Genomic DNA, 18678 nt, shown 5'->3' with positions numbered 1-18678 from the left:
CGGGATCGAAATTCTTCGGCATGACAACATCCTTCCTGACCGGAAAAGATGCGGCATCAAACTTGGGGGGATTCACCCAGTGTGCTCGGGCGTTCTCGTACTCATGAGCTGATCTCCTTCACCCGCCTCTGCAGAAGGGGACGCGGGTTGCCTCCATTGTCCCTGCCGGACACCCCACCCCAGCCCCACAGGATCGGCCCCGCCCCTCAGGAAGTCTCAGCACAGGCCTCCGGGGCTGCGCCGGGAATCTCGCCACCCCATACGCAGCCTCTGGGCGGCTCGGAGGTCAACGGGTGACCAGAAACTTTTCCAAGTACTGGATCTCGGGCGGCTGGCTGGTGACGATCGACAACGCCAAGGAGGTCACAGCAGGATCCTCCGTGCACACCGGGATGGCGGCAGCCACGCCGGGGCCGGCCCGGTGGTGGGATCCTCAACTACAGGTCCCCTCTTCCGGCCTCTGCCCTCTCAGCGTCCTCGAGGTCGGCGAGCTGCTGGGGGATGCCCAGCATCGCCGCAACTTTTGGTGGGGCGACCGAGGTGAATCCGGGAGGCCGACCGTGGCCGCCGCCCTCGTCCAGCCATGCCAGGACCGGCTGGGTCGACACCGACGGTCATCCCCGCACCGAAAGCCACCCGTCCATCCGCCTGACCTGTTATTGGGGGTGTCGGCCATAACGGACTGGACACGCAAGAAGGGCGTGCCCATCCACGAAAGGATGGTTCACGCCCTCAGCCCCGGGGCTCTCCGCCGCGCACAGTCTGCACTGGGCACAGCGGTTTCCGCAGTGCCCCCGAGCTCCTGACATCGCCCCAGGCGGGGAGCAATGTCCATCTAGATACTTCCCGGTCCTTGGCGGGACCAACGCCAGTCTTGCCCTCTTATTTTACTTCTCCCTTCTGATCGCGAGCTAGGGTCATGCCCCTAACGGTTTGAACCAGCTCGTTCTAGACCCGACAAAGATTGGTGTCACCCGGGTCTTCCGAGCTCAAGGGGACTCGCATGACTCGGCAGGACGTCGTGCGCCAGCGTCAGGCCACCCACCGCCTGCCGGTGCTGCGCCAGGGGGAGGTCTGGGCGGACGGAGTTCTGGACAACTCCACACCGGACCCACGGGTCTCACACCGCGTCGACAACGTGGTGGGTCAGTAAGTTTCGTCGCGCCGTACGGCAGGCCTTCGGATTGGCTCGTGTGCACCCCTGGGTGTACCGGGGAAATCAACCTCCGGGTGGACGTTGCGCAACGACCTGGCCGACATGCTTTATATGTCGGCCCACCAAGAATTAGCCCCCACATCGGGGGCAGGGACTCTGGCACACTCAATCCCCGCATCTCGCCAGGAGATCAAAATGTCTTCCACTCCCGCATCGTCCACGCCTACCGCCAATCTCAACAGCCGGCGTTACTTCTCCAAGGCTATTTTGTCCATGGCCTCGCTCACCTTGGCCGCAGGCGGCCTCGCCACCCTCGGTGCACCGGCCCAAGCCGCGCTCACGCCGACCACCCAGGTGCCATCCGCCGCGGTGGAGACCCAGGGTCAACAGCAGCAGAAGGGCTGTGAGGTGGATGCTTACAAGCCGCATTACAAGAAGTATCAGGGGAAGCATTACGCCGCGTTCCCCTTCAAGGTGAAGTGCGACAAGGGCTACACCAAGGTGCAGGTGAAGCAGTACTACTACGCCGAGGACAAGCACGGTAATTCCCACGAGCACGGCAGCGACTACTACCAGTACAGCTTCAACCACCACGGCGGTGAAACCTGGGGCGGGGGACACTGGCGCCACGTCAATCACCACCAGGACAAGAAGGTGTACCACGTGGTCAAGTACCGCTACTGGGACGGTCACGGCTGGTCGGACTGGTACAAGGATGTGAGCCACAAGACCAGCCTCGGGCACTGATCGGGCTCTGGTGGGGGCCAGCCGGCTCGCGGCTGGCCCTCACTCTTCGACCGCGGCGAGGGCCTTCTCCGCACACCGCCGTAGCGGATCACGGCGCCCCGCAGCATCCCGTCTTGCACCACTCGCGAAAACTAGTTCTGGGGCGACGGAACCATGACTGAACCGTCCCGGTCTCGGGGGTCGAACTCCGTGGGCAGCGGCACGGTTCCGTCCCCCCACGTAGAGGGTGTCCTTCGCGCCGTCGCGAAGATGAAGGGAGGGAAGCTTCCCCGTTACGGGTGAGGGCTGAAGCCCACGAGATGGAGGGGCAGGAGGGGGTCACCCCGCCGGGCCCCTCTGCACAGCCGGTCCCCAAGGACCAGGCCGTCCTGGGCGAGGTGCTAGATCAGGTACTCCACTCTGCCAACCACGGATGCCGGGTGGTGACCATCGCCTGTGCCACGGAGCACACGGTTGGACTGTCCGATCAGCCCAGGAGCCTCAGCATGCACTGGGTCTGCGCCCCGTGATGGCGGACCAGCCGGTCCACCGGATCGCTGTCATGAGAGGATTGGAACATGTCCTACCCTGCGACGCTCGGCGCCTTCCCGCCCAATGAATCCCGCGGCGCCCAGGGGACGTCGCCGGACGGACTTGTCGAGGACCCTCCCGCGAAGGTCGACCCGAAAACGGTCTTGTACGAGGAGAGATTGTCTGCCGCGTGGTGGATGTGGTTGCTCGTGCTCTTCGCGGGTCTGGTGGGTCTGATCGCCCTGGCTCCGATCAACATGTGGGTCGGGGCGGCGGTGGGGGCTGTGGTCGCCGGCGGCACTGCCGTGGCATTGATTGCCTCGAGCACCGGGATCGTGATCACCGGGGAGTCGTTGCAAGTGGGGCGCGCTCGTATTGAGCGCCGATTCGTGGGTGAGGCTGAAGCGTTTCGCGGCAGCGCCGTCCAAAGAGTGCGCGGCCCTGAACTGGACGCCCGCGCTTACATGAACTTCCGCGTTTCCGTGGGCCCGGTGGTGCGCATCCAGATCACCGATCCCGTGGACCCCACCCCGTATTGGTTGACCTCAACCCGTCACCCGGAGCGCATGGTCGAGGTTCTCTCCGCCGGCTGAGCGCGGCGCCCACCGGGGCATTCCCCGGTGGGCGCAGCTTTCAGAGGCTCCGGTGAGTATTGAGGGTGGGTGTCACCCAGATGGCTTCGGCTTCCGTCGGTGCCAGCTCGATCGCGGTGTGGTGATACCCCGGTACACCGGTCGTTCCGCTGGCTTCCTGAGCGATGACACGAAAAGCCCCACCCGGCACGAGGCCGCAGTCGCGGAACCGGGTGAGGCGGTGTGGGTCGGCATCGGAAAGACGAATGATCTCGTATCGTCCCGGCTTCGCCTCGGTGAGTCGGGTGGTATTGAGCGGGCGGCGGGTGCGTCCCTGCGCGGTGGGGATCGGGTCCCCGTGTGGATCCACCGTGGGGCGACCCAGCCGGGCGTCGATGCGTTCGATCATGGCGTCGGAGGCGGCGTGCTCAAGACGTTCGGCCTCATCATGAACCTCCTCCCACGGATACCCCAGCGTGGTGGCCAGGAAGGTCTCCAGCAGCCGGTGCCGGCGCACCATCGCCACCGCGTACGCACGCCCCTGAGGGGTGAGGGTGACGGGCTTGTAGGGCTGGTACTCGACGAGCCCCTGGCCGGCCAATCGCTTGACCGTGTCGGTGACGTTGGGGGCAGAGGTCCCCATCCGTGCCGCCAAGGCTGTGGTGGTGATCGGCGGGTCGCCCCATTCGGTGGCCGACCAGATCGCCTTGAGATAGTCCTGGGCGACCGGGGTGATCTCACTCAAGTCCATAGGACCCACGCTACCGAGTGCCGCACCGCAGCTGCCGGGCCCATTCAATCGGCTCCGGCGACGGTCAGGATGATCAGCGCCACGTTCAACGACACGATCAGGGCCACGACCACCCAGGCGGCGACGGTCAGAGCCACCTTGTTCACGAAGACCCCCATCAGGGCGCGGTTGCTGCTCAGCCGCACTAACGGGGTCAGGGCGAAAGGGATGCCCAGGCTCAGCAGCACCTGGGACAGCACCAGCGCCCAGGTCGGATCCACTCCGACCGCGATGATGACCAAGGCGGGGATCAAAGTGATCAGCCGACGGACGAACACTGGGATGCGCAGGTGCAGCAAACCGCCCATGATTGCCGACCCGGCGTAGGAGCCCACCGAGGTCGAGGCCAGTCCGGAGGCCAGCAACCCGATGCCGAAGGCGATCCCGACGGCCGGACCCAGGGCGGCGGTGATCGCCGCATGGGCTCCTTCAATGCTGTCGGTACCGGGCACCCCGGCGAGGTTGCCGGCGGCCAGCAGTAGCATCGCGATGTTCACCGACCCGGCCACGAGCAGGGACAGCAGCACGTCCCACCGGGTGGCGGTCAACAGCCGCGGCAGGGCCTCGGTGGGCACCGAGTGCCCGTGGCGGTCCCGGGCCAGGGCGGAGTGGGCGTAGATGGCGTGGGGCATCACCGTGGCCCCGAGCATGCTCGCGGCCAGCAGCACCGTCGGGGCGCCCTCGAACCGCGGCACGATCCCAGCGACGGCCTCACCCCAGGACACGGGGCCGAAGAACAGGCCGGTGACGAAACCGGCGGTGACGATCGCCAGCAATCCGGTCACGACGAACTCGAAGAACCGGGGGCCCCGGCGGGTCTGCAGGACCAGCAGCAGCATCGAGATCACCCCGACGATCACGCCCCCGGCCAGCAGCGGGATCCCGAAGAGGATATGCAGGGCAATCGCCCCGCCGATCACCTCGGCCAGGTCAGTGGCCGCGGCCACCAGCTCGGCCTGGACCCAGTACCCCAGCCGCCGGCCCCGGGGCAATCGGTCGCCCAGCAACTCGGGCAGACTCGATCCGGTGACCAGCCCGACCTTGGCCGAGAGGTACTGGATGAGCACGGCCATGCCGTTGGCGGCCACCAGCACCCACACCAGCAGGTACCCGTACTGGGCGCCGGCGGTGAGGTTCGCCGCGACGTTGCCCGGGTCCACGTAGGCGACCGCGGCCACGAAGGCCGGGCCCAACAACCACGGCAGGGGCTGGCGGCGCACCCACCGCTCTCCTGAGCCAGAGGCGGCGATGCCGGTGGAGCCGGTGCGACCGGCCTTCGCTCTCATAGAAGTTAAGCTAGGCGAACTTTCTGCGGAGGGGAAGCGCCCTGCACGACGCAGGGCGCAATCGTGACCCCTTGATGTCTGCGCGCACGTCACCTTGCGCTCGAGGAAATGGGTCAGCGCGGGAAAATGCGCGATGAGCTGCCCCACGAGGCGCAGAGGCGTCGACGATTGTGGCGACCAGCAGCGGTGTGGAGGGGGTGCTCACCGTTCGGGGGATCGGGTGGTCCATGCGTGGTGCAGCGCGCCACGCCTCCGCTGTGTCCCGTGCCGAGACTGCCCGCTGTGCAGGTTCCCCCTCTACCCCTCAATCACCGGGTTGAAGACCGGCTAGCTAGCTGAGGCGACCCCTCCCTGAGTGTGCCAATCTGAAGTGGCCCCACCTGAAGCGGTTTTGATGCTCTGATTGGGCCCCACCCTCGACCCACCAGCTCTACCGTTCGAATCGTCTGGCAAGGCGATTTTGGGGGTAGAAGCGTTGAAGGAGATGTCGAGAGTGGAGCAGTTCGAACGTATCCGACGAGACCGCCGCGATGAAGGCCTCTCGATCCGGGCCCTGTCCGAGAAGCACAAAGTGCACCGGCGCACGGTGCGCCAGGCGCTGGTTGATGCGACCCCGCCGGCGCGGAAAGTCCCCGTCCGGGTGGCCCCGGTGCTGGGGCCACACGTGGCCACGGTGCGCCGATGGCTGATCGCCGACCAGGATGTGCCGCCCAAGCAGCGCCACACCGCCCGGCGGGTGTGGCAACGGCTGGTCGAGGAGGAAGGGGTGGTCGTGGCCGAGTCCAGCGTGCGGGCCCTGGTGGGCGAGCTGCGCCGGGAGATCTTCGATCAGTCCCTGCAAGTGAAAGTGCCCCAGACCCACGCCCCGGCCCAGGAGGCTGAGGTCGACTTCGGAGAGTTCGCCGCGGTGATCGGCGGGGTGCGGATGAAGTTGTGGATGTTCATCCTGCGCCTGTCGTACTCGGGCAAGGCCGTGCACATCGCCTACGCCAATCAGGCCCAGGAGTCCTTCCTGGATGGTCACGTGGCCGCCTTCGAGCGGTTGGGCGGGGTGCCGGCGGGGATGATCCGCGCGCGCCTTCCTCACCCCGGCGGTAGTGCGCGTGGTGCTGGGGCGTGAGCGGGTGGAGAACCCGCGGTTCATCGCACTGCGTTCTCACTACGGCTTCGACAGCTTCTTCTGCCAGCCCGGGATCGAGGGCGCCCATGAGAAGGGCGGGGTCGAGGGCGAGGTCGGCCGGTTCCGCCGCCGTCACCTCGTCCCGCTGCCTGCGGTCGCCACCCTGGCCGAGCTCAACACGGTCATGGCCGCCGCCGATGCCGCCGACGACGCCCGGCGGATCACCGGGCGCACCGAGACCGTCGGGGCCGCCGCCGCGCGGGAAGCCCCCGGGCTGCGTCCGTTGCCGGTCGAGGCCTTCGACCCGGCCCAGTCGCTGTCGTGCCGGGTGGATGCCCGGGCGCGGGTGTGCGTTCGCCAGTCCTACTACTGAAGTGCCGGCCCGCTACGCCGGACGGCGCCTGCACGTGAGGCTGGGGGCGACCACGGTCACGGTGATCGCCGCCGGGACGGTCGTGGCCACCCACACCCGGTCCCTGCACAAGTACACCGAGGACCTGGTGCTGGATCACTACCTCGAGGTGCTCACCCGCAAACCCGGGGCCCTGGCCGGGGCCACCGCCCTGGCCGCGGCACGCAGGAGCGGGGCGTTCACGCCGGCCCATCAGCGCTTCTGGGACGCCGCCCGAGCGGATCTCGGCGACAGGGCCGGGACCCGGGCGCTGATCGGGGTGCTGCTGCTGCACCGCACCCTGGGCACCGCCGGCATCGTCGCTGGAATGGAAGCGGCCGTGGCGATGAGCCGCTTCGACCCCGACCTGGTGGCCGTGGAGGCACGCCGGCTCGGCCAACCCGCCGCGGCCCTGCCCGTGGTCCTGCCGGCCACCGCCCCGCCGGCGGCATTGGAGCACCGGCGGCCCCCGTGCTTGGGCGCCTACGACGAGCTGGCCGGCATCGGAGTGGGAGCATGAACCCCGCCACGCCACCGAGCCCACCCCCGGCGGTGAGCAGGGTCAGCGAGGCCGCTGCCCAGGCGGCGATCAGCGCTGCCTGCCGGGCCCTGTTCCTACCCACGATCCGCACCCAGGCCGCCCCGCTGGCCGCGGCCGCAGCCCGGGAACGGCTGACCCACCAGGGCTATCTCGCCGAGGTGCTGACCGCCGAGTGCGACGACCGCGAGGCCCGCCGCCGGATCCGCAGGGCGAAGGAAGCGAAGTTCCCCCGGGCCAAGACCCTGGAGGAGTTCGACACCACCGCGATCCCCGACCTGCCCCCGGCAACCCTGGCGCACCTGGCGACCGGGGCCTGGATCGAGGCCGGTCAACCCCTGGTGCTCCTCGGGGACTCCGGCACCGGGAAAACCCATCTGCTCATCGGGCTGGGCACCGCCGCGGCCGAGCAAGGACGACGCGTGCGCTACGTGAGCACCGCCGCGCTGGTCAACGAGCTCGCCGAGGCCGCCGACGCCAAGCAGCTCTCCCGGGTGGTGGGCCGCTACGGGCGCCTGGACCTGCTCTGCCTGGACGAACTGGGCTACGTCCACCTCGACGCCCGCGGGGCCGAGCTGCTGTTCCAGATCATCACCGAACGCGAGGAACGCGCCTCGATCGCCTGCGCCACCAACGCCCCGTTCAGCGAGTGGGGCGCGACGTTCACTGACCCCCGGCTGGCCGCGGCCGTCGTGGACCGGCTGACCTTCAACGCCCACATCATCAACACCGGCACCAGCTCCTACCGGCTGCGCACCACCCGCGCCCGGAAAGGAGCCGCCGGCCCCTGATCCCCGACTACACCCCGCGACGCAGAGCCGGACGTCACCGACAGCCGGCCAGCACAACCAACACCCCGCGGGTGGGGCCAAATCAGACCATCACAGTGGGGCCATATGGGGTTGTCATACTCACCTCCCGGCGCCTGCGCGAGCCCAGCTAGTTCTGGGGCAGCAAAACCGTAGCCTCCAGGTCTTCGACGGGAATGCTCCCGAAGTGCCGAGAATCGATGGACACGCCCCGGTTGTCGCCCATCACAAAGACGTGTCCTGGCGGAACGGCGACCGGGCCGAACCAGGTGCCGTCGATCAGACTGGAATCCACGAACGGTTCATCGACGCTTTGCCCATCGACGACCAGCACGGAATCCTCGATCGCCACCGACTGCCCACCGATGGCCACCACCCTCTTCACGGTGGGACTGCCGTCATCCGGGTGGGGAAAGACGACCAGGCTCCCGGGGCCGGCCCGGTCGATGCCAGGATCGGGCTTGAGCAACAAGGCCAAGCCTCCGCGTTTGAGGGCGGGGTCCATGCTGTCGGAGGCCACGATCACGGGGGCGAGCAACCACAGCCGGCAGGCGATGATCAACCCCACACCGACCAGGACCGCCACGAGCGTCGGACCCCGCGGGGGGCGGTGTGCTCTTCCGGGGCGGGGTGTTCGTGCCGGGGCGGCCGTGGCGCTCAGCCCTCCCATTTGGGCACATCCGAGGTCATGGGATCGTTAGGGTCCGGGGTGGGGGGCTTGCCGACCTGGAACTGCACCATCATGTCGTGGTCTTCATGGACCAGGTTGTGGCAGTGGATCATGTACCGGCCCTGGTGGGGGCCGAACTTCATGAGCAGGCGCACGGTCTCGCCTTCCCCCACGTAGACGGTGTCCTTCGGTCCCTTCTCGTAGTTGAAGGGGGCTCGGCCGTTGCGAGTGAGGACCTGGAAGTCCACGAGGTGGATGTGCATGGGGTGGAACCACCCGCCGGAGCTGTTCTCGAACTCCCAGATCTCGGTGGCCCCCAGGGGCACCTCGGCGGCGACCTTGCGGAACTGGCTGGCGATGACATCGGCCCACGTGACGCCGTCGATCGTCCACATGTTGTCATCACGCTTCACCCGGAACCGACGGGTCTTGGTGGACTGGGCCGGTTTCAGGGCCATGACCTCATTATTCGGGGCCAGTTGGGTCGGGACCCGGTTCCAGGTCGGATCGGAGGTGTCCACGGGTTCGTCGACGACGTCGAAAGCCATGATCTTGCCGGTGTAGTCGTAGTCCCGGTTGTTGTCGTTGGACAGATTGCGCATCTCGATCCGTTGCCCGGTCTTGTAGTTGCGGAAGTCGATGAGGAACTCATAGCGCTCGGCCCCGGCGTGACGGTAGTTCTTCGTGGACTGGGCGGTGGGCATCAGCCCGCCGTCGGTGGCGACCATGATCAGCGGTTCCCCGGTGGACAGGGTAGGGCGCAGGGAGCGGGAGATACAGGCGTTGAGCACCCGGAAGCGGTAAATGCGCTTCTGCACCTTCATCACCGGCCACGGCCGCCCGTTCACCAAGATGACGTCGCCCCACAACCCGGAATCGCTGTTGTCGTCGTAGCCCAGCGAACCGTCGGCGGCGAACATCGCATCCGAGATCGTCAGGGCGAGGTCGTAGCGCCCCTGCGGAAGCAGCTGCCGCTCCAGGGGATCGTGCATGTGGTACTGGGCGGCCAGACCGGCGTAGACATTCAGGGCGGTGTGGTGCACGCCGTGATCGTGGTACCACAGGGTCCGCGCCGGCTGGAAGTTCGGGTAGTAGTAGTCCTTGTAGAACCCCCGGTTCGTCACGTCACTGGCGTAGCCGTCGTACTGCGGCAACGACGCGGAGCCGTGCAGGTGGGTCGAGGTGGCCAGGACGTGCCCGTCGATGGGATGGGTGGCCGGCAGCTTGTTGCTCACCCGCAGCACCGACTTGGTGCCCTGGTCCAGGCTGATGGTAGGCCCGGGAAAGATCCCGTTGTAACCCAGGATCGGGGTCGTGAGCCCTGCCCGGGGGAGGATCTGGGCCGCCCCAGCCTTCTGCTCCACCTTGTAGTAGTTCACCGGCTTCCCGTCCGCGGGATCGATCTCGCTCTTGTACGGGTTCAGCAAAGGCGCCTGGACGAGCTCCGTGCGAAACGGTCGAGGCATCTCGGAGTCCCGCAACCGACTGGCGGATCGGGCGTTCACCGCCGTCATGGGCAGGCCCGCGGCCACGCCTGCGACCCCCAAACCCCCTAGCAGAAGCACATTGCGCCTCGAAACGGTCATCGTCTTTCCCCCTTGGATCAGGACCACTACCTGCAGCGCGCCCCGGTGTTCATGAACAGCACCCGGTGATCGGACGGACCAGCCCCCACCAGCCCGTCACCGGGATCAGCGGCCGCTGGTGCTGCCGCTGTGATGCTCCGCCCCCAGCGACAGGCGTGCGTCGCCGGCGCCTTCGAGAATCAGTTCGACGGCCTGGTCTGGCAGCTCAAACACCAGCTCCGCCATCACGGACTCGCCCTGCTTCAGGGAGGCCTGGCGGATGGAGGTCCACACCACCGGTGACTGGCCTCCGCCCAACCGCTCCACCAGGTAATCCTCGGCATCGAACTCAAGGCCCTCGGGCTCCATGGCGGTGAGCTCCAGCAGCACCTGCACCCGGTGGTTGCCGGGGGCAACAGGCCCGGTGAGCTCGGGCGGCACCTCGCCCTGACGCGGACCCGCCTGCGCATAGGGAAGGACACCGTTGAGGCGGGCCAGTCCGCCAGGCACATAGCCGGAGGCCCCCAACATGGTGCTCGGTGCCTCCTGGGTGAACACCCCGCGTCCGAGCACCGCCAACAGCACCACCAGGAAAACTGCCGGCCCCACCCAGCGCCGTCGCCTGCGGATGCCCTGGGTGGCGGGAAGGCTGTGGACCGTAACGGTGGTGGTCATGACCACACGATGCGGATAAGACCTTGGAGAAACACTGTCGCGACTTCCCGGCTCCGCGACGCCAGCACAACAGCGCCTCGGTGCGATCCCTCTCCGGTGTTACAAGGGAGCGCGTCAAGTGCCGTGTCGGACAAAAAATGTCCTGGTATCCGCCCGAGGGCCCCACCGGCAAGCAGTTCGACTCGAGGCCATGGTGGTGTCCGCTTAGGAAATCCTGCCCCGAGGCGCGTAGCGGAGCCGACCGAGGCCGGGCAGGAACCGGCCGACACGAGCGGCGTAGGAGGCGTAGGCCCGTCGGTGGGTGAGCAGTAGATAGGGCTCTTCGACGAGACGGACCTGCAGCTCCACCGCCACCAGCAGGCACAGCAGGGCTGCCGCGCTGACCACGGTGGGGACCATGAGGGTCAAGCCGGCCAGGGTGGTGAGCATCGCCGTGAAGATCGGGTTGCGGACCACGGCGAAGGCCCCGGTGGTGACCAGCTCGGTCCGCTCGGTGGCATCCACACCCACCCGCCAGGAGGCGCCCATGCCGGCCTGGGCGGCCAGGACACCGAGGAAACCCACCACGGTGACGACCGCCCCGGCCCAGGACAGTGCTTGCGGGAGTCGAGGTGCGGCCACGGTGCCGGTGAGCGCCAGAACGGGCCCGGCCGCACCGAGGACCAGGGCGGCCGCGAACAGGATCCCGCCCCACCACTGAGCCGAGCCCGGTGCCCCGCTGAGACCCCGGAAGCCAGTGGAGCCGGTGCGGGCCCGGTGGAGCCAGGACCGCACACCGAACGCGGCCACCAAACCGGCCAGATACAGCCCCAGGGCAAGGGCCGGGGCCAGGTCACTCATCATCGATGTTCTCCTCAATCGGATGCGCTGGCCCCGTCTTGCGGCTCTCGTGGGCGGCACGGGCTGTATGCCCCCACCCGGCGATGGGCGAGAGCGAACCGAGCCGGTGAGCCGGCATCGACCCTCAAGGCCATACCCCTTACAGTACATAGATTCGTGTATTGTCGGGGGTGGGGGGGTATGAGCACGGTGACCCTTACCCACACCTCGGCACTGTCCCGATTGGGCCATGCCCTCGCAGATGAGACGCGCACCCGGATTCTGCTGGCCCTGCGCGCAGGCCCGGCCCTCGGAGCTGGCCCAGGCCCTGGGGGTGTCCAAGCAGGTGATGTCCAACCAGTTGGGGTGCCTGCGCGGGTGTGGACTGATCACGGCCACCCCGGAGTGCCGCAACAACTGGTACTCCCTGGCCGATCCCCGCCTCGGAGAGGCCCTGGGGGAGCTGCTTGTGCTGGTGGTCACCGTGGACCTGACCTGCTGCTCCCCGGAAGGATGCACCTGCGCATGAGCTCCCTGAACCTGGGGCCCACGCCCATCACCGATGCGCGCCAGGTGGCCCTGCACCCGCGGGCGCGTTGGATCGTGGCCGCCACCATCACCTACAACGTGCTCGAGACGATCATCGCCATCACCGCCGGGCGCGTTACTTCATCGTCGGCGCTGATCGGCTTCGGGCTGGACTCCGTCGTGGAGGTCCTCTCGGCGGCCGCGTTGGCCTGGCAGTTCGCCGCGCCCGACCCGCACCGCCGGGAGAAGATCGCGATGCGGGTGATCGCCTTCTCCTTCTTCGGCCTGGCCGCCTTCGTCACCATCGACGCGATCCGCACCCTGCTGGGGCGGCAGAGCCGGAGCACTCCCCGGTGGGGATCGTGCTGGCGGCGGTGAGTCTGGTGATCATGCCGTTCTTGTCCTGGTTCGAGCGGCGCACCGGCCGGGAGTTGGGCTCGGCCTCGGCGGTGGCCGATTCCAAGCAGACCCTGTTGTGCACCTACCTTTCCGCGGTGCTGCTGGTGGGCCTGCTGCTCAACAGCACCCTGGGCTGGTCCTGGGCCGATCCGATCGCCGCCCTGATGATCGCCGCGGTGGCGGTCAAGGAGGAGCTGGAGGCCTGGCGCGGGGACGCCTGCTGCACCCCCGTCGCGGTCCTCGCCGAGGACGGCACCCACAACGGTGCAGACTGCGATGGATGCGGTCACGACTGCACCTGCTGCGCCCACTGAGCACGGTCGGCACACGTCGGCGCCCCGAGGCGAGGATGCTGGAAGGTACGGCTTTTCAGGAGCCGAGGTAGACGGAGATCGCGGCGAACAGCGCGAATTCGCCGGTGAGCAGGATCGGGCCCCACAGGCTGGTGTCGCCTTCATGGGCCTCCGTGAGTATCTCCTCGACCAGCACGCTGGTCAGCGCTCCACCGCTCAGTGCGAGCACGGACAGAGTCCAGATTTCCGGTGCTTGACGCAGCGCGAAATACCCGAGGGTGGCCCCGATCAGGATTAGGCGCGGCAAATCCCAGGGCCATCAGGATCCGGGTGCGGCGGGCGATCTGTGCCCGGCGCAACGTGGCGATCGCGGCGAAGCCCTCTGGTACGTCGGCCGGAATCTGGCCCAGGGCCAGCAGCAATCCCAGGGACGGATTCAGGACGGTGGCAGTGCCGATCATCACTCCGTCGCTGAACAGGTCCAGAGGCACCCTGGTGAAGATCGCCAACGGCCCGCTCTCCCCAGCTCCTTTGCCAAGGCGCCGCTGAACGGAGCCGATGATCCGTTCGATGCCCATGAAGAACACCCCACCACCGACGAAAGCCAGGATCGGGATCCACGGCGAGGAAGCGGCCAGGGCTTCGGGCATCAGCTCCAGACCGACCACGGCCATGACGATGCCCGCGGCCAAGTGCAGGGCCAGGGACAGGGTGCGTTCGGAGACGTCCACCAGCTCCGCGGCCAGGCCGCCTAGGAAGTTCCCTGCCGCCGGCAGCGCCGCCAGAACGAGCACCAGAACGAAACCTTCCATAACGCGCCTCCTGGGGTGGGGCCGACCATGGTTGCCTCGACCGGCTCGAGCCATGTCGTCTGCGGTGAATCAGGTGTCGATCCAGTCTTACAGGCGGGGATCGGATGCCCCAGCCTGCACAGTTGCTGCAGTGTCGGTTCCGGACCGGCGACCAGGGCCCGCCTCACACCGCCAGGTGGTCCTCGGGCTGGCCGGGCTGGTGGCCTCCTCAGGGTGTCCCGCCAGCAACAGTTCCCGGTCAAGCATCACGGGACTCACCAGAGCGGTGGCCACGAATACCGCGGTCCGGCCGGCCATCAGAAGATGTGCCCGCCGCATCATGGCCTGCACGCGCGGCCTGTTCCTGCAGGCTGAAAGATTTTGCCTTGTAGCCATCTGTGCCCACCGACAGGCCCACGAGCTTGTCCACCTCATCCAACCAGGCAGGCCAAGATCCAGTGCGAGAACCGCCGGCGCCGGTTCCCGTACCGCCTCCACGGCGTCGGCCTCGGTGTGCCGTGCCGCAATCTCACCACCGGCGTTGAGTAGATACCTCTGGAAGAGTTGCGCCAGGTCCGTTTCGTCGTCGACGAGCAGAACTTGGCCGGGAGGCGAAACGGACATGCAGTCTCCCTTTCTCGGAAAGGCGCCGCGGTGTGCCGGCGACCAGCAGAAGCAGCGTCCCTTTTCGGGGCAGGGCCAATCCGTCCATCCTGTGCCGCAGCACTTCGAGGGTCTCCGTGGCCGTCACCGCACCGATAAAGACCCCGGCACCGAGAAGATCATTCCTTTCGCGTGGCGATGGCGGCGTCGTCGACCGGGGACTGCTGCGGGGACTCCGCGGCCAGCTCCGGGTGGTGCAGGTCCAGGGCAGGGCGCTCCGAGCGGATCCGCGGCAGCGAGGTGAAGTTGTGCCGCGGCGGCGGGCAGGACGTGGCCCACTCCAGGGAGCCGCCGAAGCCCCAGGGGTCGTCGACCTCGACCTTGGTGCCGTTGCGCCAGGTCGTGTACACGTTCCAGAAGAACGGGAGCATGGACACGCCCAGGAGCATCGCCCCGGCGGTGGAGATCTGGTTCATCCAGGTGAAGTCGTCCTCCGGCAGGTAGTCCGCGTAGCGCCGGGGCATCCCCGAGACCCCGAGCCAGTGCTGGATCAGGAAGGTCATGTGGAAGCCCAGGAACAGCAGCCAGAAGTGGATCTTGCCGATCCGCTCGTTGAGCATCTTGCCCGTGAACTTCGGCCACCAGAAGTAGAACCCGGCGAACATCCCGAACACCACGGTGCCGAAGATGACGTAGTGGAAGTGGGCGACCACGAAGTAGGAGTCATTGAGGTGGAAGTCCAGCGGCGGGGCGGCGAGGATCACCCCGGTGAGGCCGCCGAAGAGGAAGGTGAACATGAAGCCCAGCACCCACAGCATGGGGGTTTCGAAGGTGATCGAGCCCTGCCACATGGTGCCGATCCAGTTGAAGAACTTCACCCCGGTGGGCACGGCGATCATCATGGTCATGAACGCGAAGAAGCTCAAGAACACCGCACCGGTGACGTACATGTGGTGGGCCCACACGGTCACCGAGAGCGCGGCGATGGTGATGGTCGCGAAGACCAGGCCCTTGTAGCCGAACAGCGGCTTGCGGGAGAACACCGGGATGATCTCGGAGACGATGCCGAAGAACGGCAACGCCAAGATGTACACCTCGGGGTGGCCGAAGAACCAGAACAGGTTCTGCCACAGCACCGGACCACCATTGGCCGGATCGAAAATATTGCCTCCCAAGGTGCGGTCCATGCCCAGGGCGAACAGAGCGGCGGTGAGAGGCGGGAAAGCCATGATCACGAGCAGCGAGGTGATCAGCGTGTTCCAGGTGAACAGGCCCATCCGCCACACGGTCATGCCCGGGGCGCGCATCGCGATGATCGTGGTGATGAAGTTGACCGCGCCCATGATGGTGCCGAAACCGGACAATATAAGACCGAACACCCACAGGTCACCGCCGGCGCCGGGGGTGAAGGAAGCATTGCTCAACGGTGCGTAGGCATACCAGCCGAAGGAGGCTGCGCCGGCCGGGGTGAGGAACCCGGCGGTGGCGATCAGGGACCCGAAGAGGAAGAACCAGAAGGCCAGGGCGTTGAGCCGCGGGAAGGCGACGTCGGGGGCGCCGATCTGCAGCGGGACGATGACGTTGGCGAAGCCGACGAACAGCGGGGTGCCGAACATCAGCAGCATCAGGGTGCCGTGCATGGTGAACAGCTGGTTGTACTGCTCCTTGGTCTCCAGGATCTGCATGCCCGGGGCAAAGAGCTCGGCGCGGATCAGCAGCGCCATCACCCCGGCGATGCAGAAGAAGGCGAAGGAGGAGATCAGGTACATGTACCCGATCGTCTTGTGGTCGGTGGACGTGATCCAGTTGACGACCATCCGGCCTTTGGAACGCGGCACGACCGTTGGTTGGGCTGTGTTTTGGAGCTGGTCGGCGGTGTAGTCATAAATAGCCATGCGGTCTCCTCGGGCCCAAATGCCGTACGTCTTCAAACGCCGATTACCGTAGCGCACCTAGTGCCGAGGGGTTGAAGTACCTCAGCGATTGGCGGGGTGGGATCATGGGTTATGGCAAACCATCCTGCGGCCCCGCTGCTGTTGCGCCAGGGCGACCAGGAGAAGCTTCTGCGGCTGGTGCGTTCCACCTCGGTGCGGGCCGGGCTGGCCCAGCGGGCGCGGATCGTGCTGCTGGCCGCCGACGGGGTCTCCAACACCGAGATCGCCGAGAAGGTGGGCACGACCCGCAACACCGTGATCGCCTGGCGGGCCCGCTACACCCAGGCCGGCATCGCCGGGCTGGCCGACCACGACCGGTCGGGCCGGCCCCGGCGGATCGACCACCGGGCGATCGTGGCGGCCACTTTGACCCCTCCGCCGAAGAAGCTCGGGGTCACGCACTGGTCCTCCCGGCTGCTGGCGACCCGGCTGGGCATCGATCACACCACGGTGGCCAAGGCCTGGCGCGAGTACGGGGTGGCCCCGTGGCGGGAGGGGACCTTCAAGTTCTCCACCGACCCGGAACTGGTGGCGAAGGTCGTCGACGTGGTGGGGCTCTACCTGGCCCCGCCGGAGAACGCCATCGTGCTCTGTGTGGACGAGAAGTCCCAGATCCAAGCACTCGAGAGGACCGCCCCGGGCCTGCCGATGCAGCCGGGCAAGCCGGCGGCCCGCACCCACGACTACATCCGCCACGGGACGTCCACCCTGTTCGCGGCCCTGGAGATCGCCACCGGCCACGTCACGGCGGCCTGCAAGCCGCGGCACCGGCGCCAGGAGTTCCTGGCCTTCCTCAAGCAGGTCGCCCGGGCCTACCCGGACCAGGAACTGCACCTGGTGATGGACAACTACGCGGTCCACAAGACCCCTGAGGTCAAGGCGTGGCTGGGGCAGAACCCCCGCTTCCAGGTGCACTTCACCCCGACCTCGGCCTCGTGGCTGAACCTGGTCGAGGTGTGGTTCGGGATCATCGAGCGCCAGGCCCTGCACCGGGCCGACGCCGCCTCGGTGCCCGAGCTCAACGCCAAGATCCGGGCCTTCGTCACCGGCTGGAACGACCGCTGCCAACCCTTCGTGTGGACCAAGACCAGCACCGAAATCCTCAAGAAAGCCAACCGCTCAACGACTTCAAAGACGGGCCACTAGGGAGGCTCTTGCCGCCCGCCGCAGAGCACCACAATTCGCAGAACATTAATAGGAAAAAGTCGAAAAAAATTTACAACTTCATCAAATCTTGATCGTTTTCTTTATGGTTCCTATACATTCCCGAATGGGATTGTGATTGTTTCGTGATCTTCTTGTACTCTTCAGTGCGTGCCGGCCACTGATCCTGTCGGCGCCTTCGGGCACATCGCCGAATTCTGCCGGTGCCCGCGGCTCATTACACAGAAACTGCTTGGCAGAAGCGGGGGAACCACATGCGGTCCCGATGATTCGGGTCCTAGGGGTTAAGTCGCCAGAGCATCACGCCCTGCGACCGGGTGTCTCCCACCCGCATCCGACAGCTCACCTCGTAGGCAAAGGGAGGAGTACATCCATGGCATTCTTCAAGCACACCTCTGCTCGTCACCGCGCCGAGACCCCCTCGTACCGGGCGCGTAACACCACGATCGCTGCTGCGGCTGGCGTGGCAATCCTTGGCTCCGTGGCCCCGGCCCAGGCCTATGCGGAGCTGCCGGCTGCCCCGGCCGCCACGTCGTGGGCCCCGGCCTCGTCCTCTTTGGGGAGCCAGGCTTCCTACACCACCCCGGCCCCGATGGCGGCGCAGACCGCCTCGGCTTCGAGCGTGACCCCGCAGTCCACCGCGATCACCGAGATCGCCCCGGCCGCTGGCGGCATCGTGGGTACGGCCATGCAGGGTGTGGGCACCGGCTATGTCTGGGGTGGCACTTCCTTCGGTGCCTGGGACTGCTCCGGATTCACCGGGTGGGTCTACGCCCAGCAGGGTATCGACATCCCCCGCACCAGTTTCCAGCAGATCGCAGCCGCCACCCCGACCTCCAACCCGCAGCCCGGCGACCTGGTGTCTCAGAACGGTGGCAACCACATCGGCATCTACCTCGGTGGCGGCAAGATGGTCTCTGCGCTGAACCCGACCCAGGGCACCTTCGTCCACTCCGTCAACGCCATGCCCCTCGATGCGTACTACACCTACCGCTGAGCCTCCCCCCGCCGGTGGTGGCCGGTTGACGGGAGGCCGTCCGCCAGGTGCGAAGTGCTCCGAGAGGATCGTCATCGGCGACCTATATGGGGTACCTCGTGCCTGGATCGCAGAGTCGATCGATCGCCACGGCCCGGCCGCTTTGCACCCGGTTGGGAAACGGCGCACGGGCGGGCTGCCCAGCGCAGCAGCGCAGAAAGTGATCATGGGCTCGACCCGTCTCCTGCCGGAGGCAGTCTATCGCCTTCCCACCCCGCAGGGGCATTGCGGCAACGGCCGCACGGAGTGCCGTGATGGTTCGAGGATGGGGGTGCCGCAGTG

The 18678-nt window shown here is 67.1% G+C and carries 20 protein-coding genes, 1 pseudogene and 1 riboswitch; of the genes and pseudogenes, 11 read left to right on the top strand and 10 right to left on the bottom strand.

Annotation, left to right across the window (positions count from 1 at the left end; genetic code table 11):
* Positions 1–437: 437 nt before the first annotated feature.
* Entirely contained in the window at positions 438–608 is a 171-nt protein-coding gene (locus tag Q0817_RS12460) for a hypothetical protein (protein WP_298587999.1), read from the bottom strand.
* 395 nt (positions 609–1003) lie between these two features.
* Between Q0817_RS12460 and Q0817_RS12455 the strand changes: the two genes are divergently transcribed.
* The 3 genes from Q0817_RS12455 to Q0817_RS12445 all read left to right on the top strand — a co-directional run bounded on the left by Q0817_RS12455 (position 1004) and on the right by Q0817_RS12445 (position 3006).
* A complete protein-coding gene (locus Q0817_RS12455; protein WP_298587996.1) occupies positions 1004–1153 on the top strand; it encodes a hypothetical protein in 150 nt (49 codons plus the stop codon).
* 198 nt (positions 1154–1351) lie between these two features.
* A complete protein-coding gene (locus Q0817_RS12450) occupies positions 1352–1903 on the top strand; it encodes a hypothetical protein (protein ID WP_109222870.1) in 552 nt (183 codons plus the stop codon).
* A 557-nt stretch (positions 1904–2460) separates the two neighbouring features.
* Positions 2461–3006 carry a DUF3093 domain-containing protein gene (locus Q0817_RS12445; protein WP_298587985.1) on the top strand — a complete coding sequence of 182 codons (546 nt, stop codon included), beginning with the start codon at positions 2461–2463 and terminating at the stop codon, positions 3004–3006.
* Positions 3007–3046: 40 nt separating this feature from the next.
* On the opposite strand, the gene Q0817_RS12440 is transcribed toward Q0817_RS12445, so the two are convergent.
* Both Q0817_RS12440 and Q0817_RS12435 read right to left on the bottom strand, forming a co-directional pair.
* On the bottom strand, positions 3047–3736 hold the full coding sequence (locus Q0817_RS12440) for a metal-dependent transcriptional regulator (protein ID WP_298587982.1): 690 nt from the start codon (positions 3734–3736) through the stop codon (positions 3047–3049).
* A 44-nt stretch (positions 3737–3780) separates the two neighbouring features.
* Positions 3781–5061: an Nramp family divalent metal transporter gene (locus Q0817_RS12435; protein ID WP_298587979.1), complete on the bottom strand. Its 1281-nt coding sequence runs from the start codon at positions 5059–5061 to the stop codon at positions 3781–3783.
* Positions 5062–5554: 493 nt separating this feature from the next.
* On the opposite strand from Q0817_RS12435, the gene Q0817_RS12430 reads away from it, so the two are divergent.
* Genes Q0817_RS12430 through istB form a run of 4 tightly spaced genes read left to right on the top strand, consistent with a single transcriptional unit; the run spans position 5555 to position 7901 of the window.
* Positions 5555–6181, top strand: a complete 627-nt coding sequence (locus Q0817_RS12430) for a hypothetical protein (RefSeq protein WP_298587976.1) — start codon at positions 5555–5557, stop codon at positions 6179–6181.
* Positions 6165–6554 (top strand): hypothetical protein, encoded by a 390-nt coding sequence (locus tag Q0817_RS12425; RefSeq protein ID WP_298587973.1) that lies wholly within the window; start codon positions 6165–6167, stop codon positions 6552–6554. The genes Q0817_RS12430 and Q0817_RS12425 overlap by 17 nt, the downstream gene beginning before the upstream one ends.
* Before the next feature lies 1 nt (position 6555).
* Positions 6556–7092, top strand: a complete 537-nt coding sequence (locus tag Q0817_RS12420; protein WP_298587970.1) for a Mu transposase domain-containing protein — start codon at positions 6556–6558, stop codon at positions 7090–7092.
* A complete protein-coding gene (istB, locus tag Q0817_RS12415) occupies positions 7089–7901 on the top strand; it encodes an IS21-like element helper ATPase IstB (protein WP_298587967.1) in 813 nt (270 codons plus the stop codon). The genes Q0817_RS12420 and istB overlap by 4 nt, the downstream gene beginning before the upstream one ends.
* Before the next feature lie 148 nt (positions 7902–8049).
* Here istB and lepB read toward each other — a convergent pair whose 3' ends face one another.
* From lepB to Q0817_RS12395, 4 genes are all read right to left on the bottom strand, one after another.
* Positions 8050–8505 (bottom strand): signal peptidase I, encoded by a 456-nt coding sequence (lepB, locus tag Q0817_RS12410; RefSeq protein ID WP_298587964.1) that lies wholly within the window; start codon positions 8503–8505, stop codon positions 8050–8052.
* A 71-nt stretch (positions 8506–8576) separates the two neighbouring features.
* Complete coding sequence (locus Q0817_RS12405; protein ID WP_298587961.1) at positions 8577–10055, bottom strand: multicopper oxidase family protein; 1479 nt, start codon at positions 10053–10055, stop codon at positions 8577–8579.
* Positions 10056–10280: 225 nt separating this feature from the next.
* On the bottom strand, positions 10281–10829 hold the full coding sequence (locus Q0817_RS12400; RefSeq protein WP_298587958.1) for a hypothetical protein: 549 nt from the start codon (positions 10827–10829) through the stop codon (positions 10281–10283).
* Positions 10830–11033: 204 nt separating this feature from the next.
* Positions 11034–11672, bottom strand: coding sequence for an isoprenylcysteine carboxylmethyltransferase family protein (locus tag Q0817_RS12395; RefSeq protein WP_298587955.1), 639 nt, complete (start codon positions 11670–11672; stop codon positions 11034–11036).
* Positions 11673–11910: 238 nt separating this feature from the next.
* Here Q0817_RS12395 and Q0817_RS12390 point away from each other — a divergent pair, with 238 nt between their 5' ends.
* Together Q0817_RS12390 and Q0817_RS12385 are read left to right on the top strand one after the other, a co-directional pair.
* Positions 11911–12177, top strand: coding sequence for a helix-turn-helix domain-containing protein (locus Q0817_RS12390; protein ID WP_366139876.1), 267 nt, complete (start codon positions 11911–11913; stop codon positions 12175–12177).
* Positions 12174–12889: pseudogene (locus Q0817_RS12385) on the top strand (cation transporter). Before Q0817_RS12390 ends, Q0817_RS12385 begins: the two are co-directional and overlap by 4 nt.
* Positions 12890–13029: 140 nt before the next feature.
* Here the strand turns inward: Q0817_RS12385 and Q0817_RS12380 are convergent.
* The 3 genes from Q0817_RS12380 to ctaD all read right to left on the bottom strand — a co-directional run bounded on the left by Q0817_RS12380 (position 13030) and on the right by ctaD (position 16157).
* Positions 13030–13680, bottom strand: a complete 651-nt coding sequence (locus tag Q0817_RS12380; protein WP_298587952.1) for a ZIP family metal transporter — start codon at positions 13678–13680, stop codon at positions 13030–13032.
* Positions 13681–13918: 238 nt separating this feature from the next.
* A complete protein-coding gene (locus Q0817_RS12375) occupies positions 13919–14098 on the bottom strand; it encodes a hypothetical protein (protein ID WP_298587949.1) in 180 nt (59 codons plus the stop codon).
* Positions 14099–14441: 343 nt separating this feature from the next.
* Positions 14442–16157, bottom strand: a complete 1716-nt coding sequence (gene ctaD / locus Q0817_RS12370; RefSeq protein ID WP_298587946.1) for a cytochrome c oxidase subunit I — start codon at positions 16155–16157, stop codon at positions 14442–14444.
* Positions 16158–16268: 111 nt separating this feature from the next.
* On the opposite strand from ctaD, the gene Q0817_RS12365 reads away from it, so the two are divergent.
* Positions 16269–17342, top strand: a complete 1074-nt coding sequence (locus Q0817_RS12365) for an IS630 family transposase (RefSeq protein WP_298587943.1) — start codon at positions 16269–16271, stop codon at positions 17340–17342.
* A gap of 196 nt (positions 17343–17538) precedes the next feature.
* Positions 17539–17731: riboswitch (cyclic di-AMP (ydaO/yuaA leader) on the top strand.
* A 2-nt stretch (positions 17732–17733) separates the two neighbouring features.
* Entirely contained in the window at positions 17734–18357 is a 624-nt protein-coding gene (locus Q0817_RS12360; protein WP_298587940.1) for a C40 family peptidase, read from the top strand.
* The last annotated feature ends 321 nt before the right edge of the window (positions 18358–18678 follow it).

The organism is uncultured Kocuria sp. (genome assembly GCF_947500125.1).
Taxonomy (GTDB): Bacteria; Actinomycetota; Actinomycetes; order Actinomycetales; family Micrococcaceae; genus Kocuria.
Note: the sequence above shows the minus strand (reverse complement) of the source record. Positions and strands in the feature narration are given on the sequence as shown.